The organism is Flavobacterium sp., from assembly GCF_035299005.1.
Classification (GTDB): domain Bacteria; phylum Bacteroidota; class Bacteroidia; order Flavobacteriales; family Flavobacteriaceae; genus Flavobacterium.
Genome location: NZ_DATGXL010000012.1, coordinates 412,642 through 426,518, shown reverse-complemented (window position 1 = coordinate 426,518; position 13,877 = coordinate 412,642). Strand labels below are relative to the sequence as shown.

Genomic DNA, 13,877 nt, shown 5'->3' with positions numbered 1-13,877 from the left:
GGCTAAAATAGTTATTAGTTACGATTTATAGCTAATGAGTTTTGATTTTTTTCTAAATTGAAAATAAAAATTATTCAATCACATTTATTTTATTTGAAATGGAATGTCCAGAAAATTCTGGGGCATACATACTTTGTATGGTTGCAATACCATCATTAAAACTACCAGAATTGTTAATTCGTACATCATATTCTAAAACATAAGTTCCTTTTTTAATTGTGTCAAAGAAGAAATGTGTCGCCACATCTTTTGTACTCATATAATAGCTAAGATTGTCTTTTCTTTGGTAGTTAGAAATTACATTTATTGGTTCAAAACAAGATGCTCTTAAATCTTTTAGATGAACAAACTCTAAATCATTTTCAGTTTTTATAATTAAGCGAATTGTTATTAAATCACCTGTTTTTAAACTTTCTTTTGTTAAATCTATTAATTCATTTCCATTAATAGTTTTTATTTTTTTGTATAGATTTTTTGTGACTGAAATTTCAGCCGTTTTGTCAGATTTTATATTTTCTAAATCTTCAAAATATTGCCAATAAACGCCACCATAGCCTGGAATTTCAGTTTTGTTTTCTACAGAAATTGTTCCCATTTCATTTAGAATTTCATCGGATTTCCAGTTTATTTTAATATAACCTGTTTCTGCTTCTTTATTTTTTTCGGAAAGTTTTTTTGTCATTATTTTCTCATTTCCGATTTTAAATTTTGTGTTGTCTTTAATGCTTGTCCAATCATTACCTTGTAATAGTAATGCATAGATTGCCTCAGTTGTAGCTTTAGTGGTTGCCCATTGATTAGTTTGTTTGTTTTTCAATAACCAAACTTTCATTTCCTCAACATACTTTTTGTCTTTTTCAATTTCGTTGAAAGCTTCAATTAGTAGTGCTTGTGTTTCTATTGAAGATTGATACCAATAGTATCCATTTCTGTTTTCTAACCAATACATTCCGTTATCTTCATTTCGTGCAGCAGTTTCTTTTAAGTGGTTAATAATTTTATACGCAAATGCTTCATCTCCAAAACGATGCATAGTAAGAGCCAAAAGTGCCTTTTTATATATCGAATATTTTAACCAATTTGTTTTAAATTCTGCTTTTTGTATTGTTAAAATCGAATCCATTTTCTTAGAAATAGGTATTTTTTCCAAATAAAAACTTCTTGCATACATAAAATGTAGATTAGAATAGGTATAATAATTTATTCTCTCGTTTTTTAAAGAACTTGTTTTAATAAAATTTGCATCCAAATAAGGGATAGCTTTTGTAATAATCGGTTCAAATTTTAAACTATCTTTTGGAAACATTTTGTTTAAATGTCCCAGGCCAGAAATAATATGTTGGGTAATATATACATTTTCATCACCTCCATCAAACCATGAAAATCCACCCGAAGGTTGTTGTTTGTCTTTTAGTTTTTCCAAAGTTTTTTCTTGAGATTCTTTCATCGAATTTATGTCCATCAAAAGAGCTAAGCGCTTATTTTTTAGCTCATCATTTTCGGCATCTAATAACCAAGGTGTTTCATTTAACACAACTGATTTTAATTCTTCGTTTTGTGTTAATTTTGAAACTGCTTTTGGATTGTCTTTCCAAGAGTTGAATAATGTAGCAATTTTTGGATTACTATTTATCAATTCAGTTGCTATGAAATTTGCATAATACCTTGAGAATGTTTGTTCTGCACATTCATGTTCATATTCAATTAGATAGGGAAGAGCTTGAATAGCAAACCATATTGGATTTGAAGTATATTCCAAAGTTAATTGATGATTTTTTAACGTTTTTGAATCATTATTTTTTAAATTCTCAAAAACATAATCTTTATTAGAATTACCTTTTATCCATATAGGGATGCTTTCTGTAATAAGAGTTTTATTACTTAAAACAGGTAATATATTTTCTTCGCCATCAGAAAAATTGTCTGATTTTGCTACTATTTTGTATTGTAAACCTTGTAAGCCTTCAGGAATAGTGATTTTCCAATTGACAGCAACACTTTCTTTAGGTTTGCAACTGAAATTTCTTGTGTTTTTCATATTCAAAGAAATACTATCAATGGGCTTCATTGTAGATGCATTATAAAGTATTAACATGGCAATTCCAGATTTAGTTTCATGAGTCATATTTACTACTTTTGCAGCTATGTTTATAGTGTCTTTTTCTCTAACAAAGCGTGGCATATTGGTTTGAATCATAACATCTTTTTGTGAAATAATACTTGATTCAAAATAGCCAGTTTCAGCTTTTTTGTTGTGAGCATATAAGCGTAATTTCCACTGTGTTAATGATTCTGGGGTTGTAAAATTAAAAGAAACTTTTCCGTTAGTATCTGTTTTTAAGTTTGGATAAAAGAAAGCAGTTTCATTAAAATTTGTTCTTGTTTTTACTTGTGCCATTTCTTTTAAAGCATTTTTAGTGGTAATTACTAGAACACCATTTGCTCCTTGACTTCCGTAGAGAGCTGTGCCTTGATGTCCTTTTAAAACTTGCACTTCTAGAATAATATCTGGTGAGATGCTTAGTAAATTGTTTGCAGAAGAAATAACTCCATCAATAACTAATAATATTTCGTTGTTGTCTGAAGAAGATTTATTACCTCTTAATATTATAGAAGTTGATGCGTCATTTGAGTTTTTTGTGTTAATCTGTAAACCTGAAATTTTTCCTTCTAATTCTTGTATTAAACTTTTCTTTGTGTTTTGATTTAAATCATATCGTTCAACTTTTTGTGTTGCATAAGCCATTTTTTTAGTTGCTCGAGGAATCCCATATGCTGTAATTACCACCTCTTTTAATTCAGATTTTAGTGTGATTGTGTAGTTTTTATTAGAACCAATTAATATTTTTTCTTTACTATCTAAAAATAAGATCTCTAAAATTTCTCCTGGTGCAGCTTCAATTTCAAATTCACCATCAAAGTTTGTGGTAGTAGTTCTATTGGTTCCTTTTACTTTGACAATTGCCCCAACAACAAGTCCAATTTCATCTGATACAATGCCAGTTATGTTTTTTGCGTTTTTAGGAGCTTTGATTTTAGACTCGATACTGTATAAATATTCTTCATTTACATAAGTATTTTTCGGATTTTTAAAATCAAATCCAAACCAATTTAAATTGGTCTTTTTATAATAATATGCAGAATATAGTTTAACAGCATCATTTAAGTTATAAAAATATTTTTCAGTTAAACTATGAGAATTGAGATTAGGATAATCCGGTGTATTAGTATGATTATAGAAATAAATATTTTCCCAATATTTTTCCATAAATTGATCCAATGAGCTATCATACATGCTTGCCAGAATTTCAGACTGAAGTTTTTGATCTAGTATTTTGAATGACCAAGTTTCTTCGCTTCCAGGTTCAATTTTATTCCGTATACTCTCAACTTCTATTTTTAAAGAAGTTTCTGTATCGTTTTTTTGAATAGAATATGTTTTACAATAACTAATGTTTTCCCAAATTGTTGAGAAATGAAAATTTAAATTGTTTTTGTAATCTGATTTTTTTAAAAACTTAAATGTTCCTTTTCCATTTTCTAATTGAATAACTTGTTCGTTTTCAACAGTGTCTTTATCTTCATAAAAGCGCGATGATATCCATAAATCAGGAATTACGGATTGAATTTCTATTTCAATTTGATTTGTGTTTGGTTTGGAAATATCTTTATAGGTGAAAAGTTCATTTTTAGAAAAAGTTGGTTTTTTTGAAACCACCGTAAAGTGTTTGCGTTCAGTAATCAGATTGTTTTTAAAATCATAAGCTTCTATAACGATAGAATAATTTCCAATGGTAGCATTTTTTAAAAAAGCTAATGAAATTTCTTTTCCATTTTTTGTATCAAATGGAATAGTATTGATTAATGTTTCTTTGTTTTCATTATCAGATTGATCATAAGGTTCATTAGGGAAAAGTACTTCAAATTCGCTTCGAGATATTGTTTGAATTTCAGGAATTTGTAAAAGTCTTTGTTTTAAAAATTTTTTGCTTTGGTTTTCATATACTTTTATTTCGCCCTTAGTATCAATTGGATAGTTATTTAGTGTAGTACTGTTTATGGTTAACTTATTTGTATCTTCTATGAATAAATTGTTGTTTAATAAAACATTTAAAGCTAGCATTTCTTTGCCAACTTTTAATACTTGTGACGCACTTCTTGTTTCTCCATTACTGTCAATAACATTTACATTTATTGTATAGTCTAATGAATTGATACTGTCGTTTTTTATGTTTTCAAAAGTTGCAGGAAACTCAATTGTAAAATTCCCATTTTCATCTGTAGATGTTTCAGTATTTATAAAGTTTGTTTCTTGAGGAAAATATTGTCCATAAACAGAAATGCTTCTTGAAATACTATAAGCAACTTCAGCATTAGTTAAGTTGTTTCCTGCTAAGGCTTTTGCATTTCCTTTAATTTTAATACTATCACCAATAGTGTAATTTTCTTTTATTGTGTCAAATTTCACTTCAAATGTTGGGCGTTTATATTCTTCGACTTGAAATGAAAATTCATCATATTGATCAAAATCTACATTATCCCAAAACTCATGTTCGTCTTCTTTTTCGTTATAATATTTTGTGTCAACCGCATAATTTTCGGCTTCTTCAACTTCAAAATTAAATTCTCCTGTCAACACGTTTTTAGGGATATCAAATTCGCCTGAAAAAGAACCAAATTCGTTGGTTTGTATATCAAATTCTTTTAAAATAGTATTATTAACATCTGAAATAGAAACATGAACACTCACATAAGGAACCACGCTTTTTATATTATCTATGTTTTGTATTAATATGCCTTTATAGTACAATTTTTGCCCTGGGCGATAAATTGCTCTATCAAAATAGATCATCGCTTTTGCCTCAAAATGTTCATATTTATCATATTTAACTTGACTATTATTGTCGTAAATGAAATTTCTGTTGTATGTTTTTTTAAGGGTATCGTTGTCCTTGAAAATTAAAATACTTTGGTCATATTTTCTTTCATTATCATACTTTTTTAACTTGAAATATGCTTTCCCTTGTTCGTTTGTAGTTATTGTTTCTTCTTCATTTCTAAAAAACACTTTTTCAATTGGTTTCCCTGTTTTTCTATCCAAAATAGAAAAAGAATCTTCTGTAAATAGATTATCTTCTACAACGAAAAAATTAGTCACTTCAATTCTATCATAGGTAAAAAAAGTTTTTGAATTAAACGAATCTGTTGTAGTTTCTATAACAACTAAATAATTTCCAACATCCATTTTTTCTAGTAAAATTTCTGTTGAATATTGAAAATAGTCACCTCTTGAAGGAAGTTTTCTTGTGTAACTTTTTATTGGAATATTTTTGTTTTTAAAATCTAAAACTAATGAGTCTGTGTTAAAAAGTTTATTATTTCTATAATAATTATTGTTGTTAAACCAATCATTATTTTTTACAGGTAAAAGATAATAGCTAATTTTAATAGAATCTATGTTTTTAAAATTAACTAATGCCCTGCAATTTTGATTTGGGTATATGGTTTTTTCAAACTCAATGCTTAACCATTTACTTTCTATGTCATGTTTTATTTTTTCTGCGTCCGCTAATGCATTAATATTTACTTTTGATTGAAAAATGGTATCAATTAATACAAGTGCTTTATAGTGCATATTTATTTTAGATTCTTTAGATGCTTGTGAAGTATAAAATTTAGCTCTATCAACTCTTAATTGTTGCTTTAGTAATTCGTCAGATGTGTTTTTTTCTAAATGGAAAATGTGATTTTGAAAAACAAAATCATTTTGAAAAATAGAATGAGCAAATTTTAATCGTTCGTAATAAGCGATGTCTATTTTTTTATTATTTGTTGATAGATAATATTGTTCGTTTTTTTGTAAAATCTGCAATAGTTTTTTGAGATTTTCATCTTCTAAATGAGTTGTTTTATAGTTGATAAAATTTTTCGAATCAACATAAATGTTCTCAAATAAATCATTGTTTTTTTTATTTGATTTAATATCCCAAGTGTTTATTTTTATTTTGTAATGCAAAACGGTTTTTTCAGCTAAAAAATCATATAAGCTGTAATTTTTTTGATCAATATTTGGAGCAATTTCAAAAACTTCTTTGAAGGAGTCAATAGTTATTATACGTAATTTTTTTTCATTTTCAATACAATTTGAAAATGCACTTTCAATTTCTTTTTCAAAATTAACGCTGGTCCATGTTAAGAAATCATCGTTTTTTTGGTCAGCTAGTATTGTTCTTTGCTTTATTTGATATGAGAAAGTATTATAGTAATCTTGCAAAATATTTCCATAGATATAATATAATAATGCCCTTGAAGCTGGATTGGCTTCATTTATTTCTTTTCTTAAGTTTTGAATAATAGTTGTTTGCGCTTTTTCGTCAAATACTTGCTCAAATTTGGACAAGTAAAAAAAACATTTTACAATTTGAACTTCATTTTTTTTTCGTTTTGCAATTTTGTATATTTCTTCCACTTTTTTTTGAGCGGATTCAATTTTTCCATTCAATTCATCTTTATAAACTTTTTTCCATTGATTATCATTTTGACAATATAAATTTGCAGAAAGCACCAAAAAAAATAAAAATAATAAGTTACGCATAATCGTCTGTTTCTATATATAGAGAGTAAAAAATTTAAAAAGGTTGGGAAACGTATAAAATTTAATTATTTACAAGTAAAGTTAACTAAAATCAATTTACTATTTTTGAGCAATGAAAAATATGCAACTGTTTTTTTTATTTTTTTCACTAATTGCTTTTTCTCAATCTAATTTTGAGAAAGGAGAGAAGTTATTTGTGCAAAAAAAATACAATGAAGCAAAGCAATTATTTCAAGATTATTTAAAATCGCACCCAAATCACTCCAAAACTATAGAATATCTTGGCGACATTGCTGGATATCAGAAAAAATGGGATGAAGCTATTGATAATTATAAAAAGCTTAAAACAAGTTTTCCTAAGATTGCTAATTATTGGTATAAATATGGTGGTGCACTCGGAATGAAAGCCAAAGAATCAAATAAATTCAAGGCTTTAGGAATGATTGATGAAGTAGAAGAATCATTTCTAACCGCTGCAAAATTAGATAGTAAACATATTGAAACACGTTGGGCTCTTGTTATGTTATATGTTGAACTGCCTGCTATTATTGGTGGAAGTGAGAAAAAATCTCAAAAATATGCCGATGAGTTAATGATACTTTCAAAAGTAGATGGATATTTAGCAAAAGGATATATCGATATATATTTTAAGCGCTATACAAAAGCAGAAATAAACTATAAAAAAGCACACGAAATTGGTAATTCAAAAACCACTTTCGAAAAATTATATGACTTATATTTGAACAAGTTGAAAGACAAAGCAAAAGCAAATAAGTTAAAACTAGAATTTGAAAACAAATAGTGTAATTGTTGAAATGTAAAATCGATTAATCGATTTTACAAATTAATAGTTTAACAATTCAACATAATAAATGAGAACACATTTCATAGCAATCGGCGGAGCTGCGATGCACAATTTAGCATTAGCATTACACAATAAAGGGTATCACGTAACTGGAAGCGATGACGCAATTTTCGAACCATCAAAATCGCGTTTGGAGAAAAAGGGTTTGTTGCCAGCCGAAGAAGGTTGGTTTCCTGAAATAATCACAACAGATATCGAAGCGATTATTTTAGGAATGCACGCTAAAGCCGACAATCCAGAATTATTAAAAGCACAAGAACTAGGTTTGAAAATTTATTCGTACCCCGAATTTTTATACGAACAATCGAAAAATAAAACCCGAGTAGTTATTGGTGGTTCGCACGGAAAAACTACAATTACTTCGATGATTTTACACGTAATGCATTATCACAATATCGAAGTAGATTATATGGTAGGAGCACAGTTGGAAGGTTTCGATACGATGGTGCATTTAACCGAAAACAACGATTTTATCGTATTAGAAGGCGATGAATATTTAACTTCTCCAATCGATTTGCGACCAAAATTCCACTTGTACCAACCGAATATTGCTTTGTTATCAGGAATTGCTTGGGATCATATCAATGTGTTTCCAACGTTTGATAATTATGTAGAACAATTCAGAATTTTCGCTAACCAAATCACACGTGGCGGAATTTTAGTCTATAACGAAGAAGACGAAGCAGTAAAATCAGTTGCAGAAGGAACGGAAAATCAAATACGTAAAATTGCTTATCAAACGCCAAGTTACACAGTAGAAAACGGAACCACTTTGTTAGACACACCAGAAGGTTCAATGCCAATTGAAGTTTTTGGCGCACACAATCTAAGCAACTTAGCGGGTGCCAAGTGGATTTGCCAATGCATGGGCGTAGACGAAGCCGAATTTTACGAAGCTATTGCCAGTTTCAAAGGAGCATCCAAACGATTAGAAAAAATTGCCGAAAGTGTTAATAAAGTTGCTTACAAAGATTTTGCGCATTCCCCAAGTAAAGTTTCTGCCACTACAAAAGCCGTAAAAGCTCAATATCCCGATAGAAAATTAATCGCTTGTTTAGAATTGCATACGTACAGCAGTTTAAATGCCGAATTCTTAAAAGAATACCAAGGCGCTTTAGACGCAGCGGATGTTGCCGTTGTTTTCTATTCACCAGATGCAGTAAAAATCAAACGTTTGGAAGAAGTAACTTACGACCAAATTGCACAATCGTTCCAAAGAGAAGATTTGATTATTTACACCAATCCAACCGAATTCAAAGACTTTTTATTCAACCAAAATTTAGAAAATTCTGCTTTACTATTAATGAGTTCAGGAAATTATGGTGGATTGAATTTTGATGAGGTGAAAGGGTTGATAAATTAATTTGAGAATTTGAAGATTTGAAAATGTTATTGAATTTTCAAATCTTCAAATTAAATACTCTACAAATCATTTTTCATACCTAAAATGCCCCACAATTTTCCAACTTAACAAACAATCTTCTAAAACTTGTCCACTTCCTACGTTGTGCACAATCATTGGGTTACCATTGTTTGATTTTATGTGCGTTACAATACCAATATGAGGAATAGCATCACCAGCTAAAAGCCAGGTAACTATATCGCCCGTTTTGTAATCGCTTGCATTTTTTGTAATGGTTAAAGTTTTTCCTTTTCGAGCAAAGAAAACTTCTAAATTAGGCACTCTTCTGTGGTCAATATTTTTATCCGTAGTTTTTAAACCCCAAGTTTTAGGGTATTTTGAAAAATTTGTTTTCATGTCTTCGTGAACTTCTTTTTGCAAATCAATTCCTAATTTTCGATAAGCACGAATCACTACATCGGAGCAAACACCCGTTTTGGGAGGAACATTACCATTTGGATATTTTATCCCAACATAAGCCGGCGTGTAAACCACTTCAGGATCAATAATCGAAATTGCTGCATTAGATAGTTTTTCATAAAAATCAGTTGGGTTTTCTATAAGTTGAGTTGTTGGTTTTGATTCGGATATGTTTTCAGTACTAGTTTCAGGTTTTTTACATCCAAAAGAAAAACATATTAAAAGAAGAGGAAGAATTAGCTTCATGTTTTATTAATTGTTGTTGATTTAAACGCAATTTTTAAGCCATTTATTTTGAGGTGTTTAAAAAATTAATTTACTTTGTTTTTATAAACGCCAAAATAAATTTTTATGTACACGCCAATCAATCAATGGGCTGAAGACGATCGCCCACGTGAAAAATTTCTTCTTAAAGGTAAATCTACCTTATCTGATTCCGAATTACTTGCTATTTTAATTGGTTCCGGTTCTCGAAATGAGAGCGCCGTGCAATTGTGTCAACGCATTTTAGCTTCCTCAGAAAACAATCTGAATGCTTTAGGAAAAATGTCGGTATCTCAACTCATGCAATTTAAAGGAATTGGAGAAGCCAAAGCTATTTCCATCTCCGCAGCATTAGAATTAGGAAGAAGACGAAGAGCAGAAGATGCCATCGAACTCAAAAAAATCACTTCCAGTAAAGCGGTTTTCGATATAATGCAACCCATCATCGGGGAATTGCCTCACGAAGAATTTTGGGTTTTATATCTCAACAATTCCAATAAAGTCATCTACAAAGCTCAACTTTCAAAAGGAGGAATTACAGGAACCGTTGTAGATATTCGTTTAATATTCAAAATGGCTTTCGAGCAAAATGCTACAGCTTTAATACTATCTCACAATCATCCATCAGGAAAATTAATAGCAAGTGAAGCTGATTTAAAAATCACCAAAAGAATCAAAGAAGCAGGGCAAACACTAGAAATACAAGTACTAGACCATGTTATCATCACAGAGAGCGGATATTTGAGCTTTCAAGACGATAGTATTTTTTAAGTATAGAATTATGGAAATTTTAAGATTTCTTAATTTTTTATCTAATCGATAAGCTGTATTTTTATCAAAAATTAATATATCATGAAGAATATAAAACTTTTAGTTGCAACACTTTTAGTAACCTTAACGGCATCTGCCCAGTTTACACAAAAAGCATTGCCATATGCTTACAATGCTCTAGAGCCATTTGTAGATGCGCAAACAATGGAAATTCATTACAGTAAGCATCATGCGGCTTATGTAAAAAATCTTAATACAGCTTTATTGGGAACTGCAGATGAAAAATTAAGTTTGAACGAGATCTTCGCTAAAGTTTCTACCATGTCACCAGCAATTAGAAATAATGCAGGCGGACATTATAACCACGAGTTGTTTTGGTCTGTTTTGACACCTGAGAAAAATACTAAAATGTCGGTTGAATTAGAAAAAGCAATTAATGATACTTTTGGTAGTTTAGATATTTTAAAAGAAAAATTAAATGCTGCTGGAGCAAGTCGTTTCGGTTCAGGCTGGGCTTGGTTACTTGTGACTAAAGAAGGAAAATTAGTTGTAAGTTCAACTCCAAATCAAGACAATCCATTAATGGATGTTGCTGAGGTTAAAGGAACACCAATCTTTGGAATAGATGTTTGGGAGCATGCTTATTATTTAAAATATCAAAACAAAAGAGCTGATTATTTATCCGCTTTATGGAATGTGGTTAATTGGACTGAAGTAAGTAACAGATATAAAGCGGCTATGCCAAAACCAGATAAATTTGCAGCTTGGCCAGAAATTAAAGCATTTCACAAAGTAATGTCGCAAACATTTCATCCAAGTGAAGAAGGAAATTTGCAACCTATCAAAGAAAGAAGTACGGAATTAGCTGAAAAAGCTATGGCTTTAAAAACAGCAAAAATTCCTGCAGAATTCAACAAAAAAGAAATTCTTACTTCGGTAAATAAATTAGTTAAAGATAGTAAAGCTTTGGATAAATTAGTGAAATCAAAAGCTTCTGATGATAAAATAACAAAAGCTTTAAATGGCTTACATGATGTGTTTCATACTATTGTAGGATTGTGTTCACATGATGAGGAATAGTTTTGTAATTAAATTAAAAAACCTTGTGCTTGTTATTATGCGCAAGGTTTTTTATTAAAGATAATTTAAGAAATTTTTCTAACGAATTTAGTATCTTGCGACACTAAATTAATGCTGATACAATAATGATAAGCACTAAAAACATACGATTTGCATACAGTAAAGAACAAGAATTTATTTTTCCAGATTTGTATTGCGAAGCCGGAAGTACTTTGTTGATAACAGGTGATTCAGGAAAGGGAAAAACTACTTATTTGCATATTTTAGCGGGGTTGCTGAAACCAACTAAAGGAGAAATTGTAATTGATAAAACGGATATTCTAACACTTACAGAAAAATCAACAGATAGGTTTAGAGGGAAACACATTGGAGTAGTTTTTCAAAAATCACATTTTATAGATGCTTTGACAGTGTTAGAAAATTTAGAAATGGCAAGTTGGTTAGCAACCGGAAAAAAACATTCCAAACGTGCTAAAAGATTATTGGAACAATTAGGAATTGAAAATCAAGCTTTTAAATTGCCTTCGCAGTTAAGTATTGGACAACAACAACGTGTTTCAATTGCTCGAGCACTAATTAATGAGCCAAAAGTACTGTTAGCAGACGAGCCAACATCAAGTTTAGATGATAAAAATGCTGAAAAAGTGATTGAATTACTAACTTCTTTATCAAAAGAATACAAGGCAGCATTATTAATTGTAACCCACGATAGCCGAATTAAAGAAAAGTTTATCAATAAAATTACTTTGGTATGATTACAAAATTAGCATGGAGAAATATATGGTTTAAACCATTAAATACTATTTTGAGTGTTATTTTGTTAACCTCAAGTGTGGCAATTATTACTACTTTGATTTTAGTAGAAAAGCAATTTGAAGAAAAATTTACTAGTAATATTGAAGATGTAGATTTGGTTTTGGGTGCTCAAGGAAGTCCGCTGCAATTGATTTTGTCTTCCGTGTATCAGGTGGATTCACCTACGGGAAATATTAATTATGATTCTGCTAAAGTATGGATGAATAATCCGTATGTTGAAAAAGCAATTCCCTTAGCATTTGGTGATAATTATCGAGGTTATAAAATTTTAGGAACAACACAAGATTATTTAGCAAAATATAAAGCAAAATTAGCAGAAGGAAAACTATTTGAAAAGAATTTTGAAGTGGTTGTTGGTAGCGAAATCGCTCAAAAATTAAATTTAAAGATTGAAGATGAGTTTTATGGTTCTCATGGCGATGCAGAAGAGGGAGAAGTACATGAAAATTATGCGTATAAAGTTGTTGGAATTGCTTCGCAAACTGGAAAAGTTGTAGATAATTTAATTTTATGTACAATTCCAACTGTTTGGCAAATGCATCATGGTCATGAAGAAATTCCAGCTCACGGAGAAGAAGGTCATATACATGAGGAAGGCGATGAGCACCAAAAAGCCGATTTGACGTTAGACGAGCCAAATATGGAAATCACCGCAGTTTTGTTAAAAATTAGAAATCAAATGGCAAAGTTAACATGGCAACGTGTAGTTCCTCAAAACACTAAGATGCAGGCTGTTTCTCCCGCATTTGAAGTTAATAGATTGTTTGGTTTGTTTGGAATCGGAGTAACTGCTTTACAATATTTAGCGTATGGAATTATGCTTATCTCAGGGATTTCAATTTTTATAGCCTTGTTTAATACTTTAAAAGAACGAAAAGCTGAATTTGCTTTAATGCGTGTTAATGGAGCAAGAAGATTTCAATTGTTAAAAGTAGTTATGATTGAAAGTTTGTTGCTTTGTGTTGTAGGGTTTATTTTTGGTACGATTTTGGGAAGAGTTGCATTAAGTTTGTTATCTAATTCATCCGAAGAAGATTTTAAGATGAGTTTTAATCCATATGAGTTTCTTTGGCAAAAAGAAGGAACTTTATTTTTATTAACACTATTTGTTGGTTTTATTGCAGCGTTAATTCCAGCAGTAAAAGCTTATAATTTAAATATATCAAAAACATTAGCCAATGCGTAATTTTATCAAAATAGCTTTAGCTCTATTAGTATTTATTTCATTAATGAGTTTTGAGAAAAGTTCCAAAACAGAGAAGCAAACTTTTGTTAAAACAACAGTTGCAAACGATACTTTGACCTGGAAACTACTAGGAGATATTAAATATGTTCGTAAAAAACACGCAACATATGGAGAGGTTGAATTTCCGCAAGTGAATTTAAAATTAAAAGGTTATCACAATAAAACGGTTTATTTAACTGGTTTTATTGTGCCCATCGATAGCAAAAATTATGCTTTGAGTAAAAATGTATTTGCTTCTTGTTTTTTCTGTGGAAAATCGGGACCAGAAACTATTGCGGGTTTGAAATTTAAAGGTACATTGCCAAAATTAAAAACCGATACTTATTTAACAATTAAAGGAACTTTTAAAGTTAATGAAACTGATGTAGATAATTGGATTTACAACATTGAAAATGCTGAAATAGTTTCTAAAAAATAA

The 13,877-nt window shown here is 29.9% G+C and carries 8 protein-coding genes and 1 pseudogene; 7 read left to right on the top strand and 2 right to left on the bottom strand.

The window, feature by feature from the left end:
* Positions 1-70 precede the first annotated feature (70 nt).
* Positions 71-6,595 carry an MG2 domain-containing protein gene (locus VK164_RS07900; RefSeq protein WP_324208818.1) on the bottom strand — a complete coding sequence of 2,175 codons (6,525 nt, stop codon included), beginning with the start codon at positions 6,593-6,595 and terminating at the stop codon, positions 71-73.
* 121 nt (positions 6,596-6,716) lie between these two features.
* Here VK164_RS07900 and VK164_RS07895 point away from each other — a divergent pair, with 121 nt between their 5' ends.
* Complete coding sequence (locus VK164_RS07895; protein WP_324208817.1) at positions 6,717-7,397, top strand: tetratricopeptide repeat protein; 681 nt, start codon at positions 6,717-6,719, stop codon at positions 7,395-7,397.
* Positions 7,398-7,467: 70 nt separating this feature from the next.
* Positions 7,468-8,823 (top strand): UDP-N-acetylmuramate--L-alanine ligase, encoded by a 1,356-nt coding sequence (locus VK164_RS07890; protein WP_324208816.1) that lies wholly within the window; start codon positions 7,468-7,470, stop codon positions 8,821-8,823.
* Between the two features lie 66 nt (positions 8,824-8,889).
* Here VK164_RS07890 and VK164_RS07885 read toward each other — a convergent pair whose 3' ends face one another.
* Positions 8,890-9,528 (bottom strand): DUF1287 domain-containing protein, encoded by a 639-nt coding sequence (locus VK164_RS07885; RefSeq protein WP_324208815.1) that lies wholly within the window; start codon positions 9,526-9,528, stop codon positions 8,890-8,892.
* A gap of 105 nt (positions 9,529-9,633) precedes the next feature.
* On the opposite strand from VK164_RS07885, the gene radC reads away from it, so the two are divergent.
* From radC to VK164_RS07860, 5 genes and pseudogenes are all read left to right on the top strand, one after another.
* Positions 9,634-10,317 carry a RadC family protein gene (radC, locus tag VK164_RS07880; RefSeq protein ID WP_324208814.1) on the top strand — a complete coding sequence of 228 codons (684 nt, stop codon included), beginning with the start codon at positions 9,634-9,636 and terminating at the stop codon, positions 10,315-10,317.
* Between the two features lie 81 nt (positions 10,318-10,398).
* A pseudogene (locus VK164_RS07875) lies at positions 10,399-11,058 on the top strand (superoxide dismutase); the annotation flags it as partial.
* A 464-nt stretch (positions 11,059-11,522) separates the two neighbouring features.
* Positions 11,523-12,152, top strand: coding sequence for an ABC transporter ATP-binding protein (locus tag VK164_RS07870; protein ID WP_324208813.1), 630 nt, complete (start codon positions 11,523-11,525; stop codon positions 12,150-12,152).
* On the top strand, positions 12,149-13,399 hold the full coding sequence (locus VK164_RS07865; protein WP_324208812.1) for an ABC transporter permease: 1,251 nt from the start codon (positions 12,149-12,151) through the stop codon (positions 13,397-13,399). Before VK164_RS07870 ends, VK164_RS07865 begins: the two co-directional genes overlap by 4 nt.
* A complete protein-coding gene (locus tag VK164_RS07860; protein WP_324208811.1) occupies positions 13,392-13,877 on the top strand; it encodes a hypothetical protein in 486 nt (161 codons plus the stop codon). The genes VK164_RS07865 and VK164_RS07860 overlap by 8 nt, the downstream gene beginning before the upstream one ends.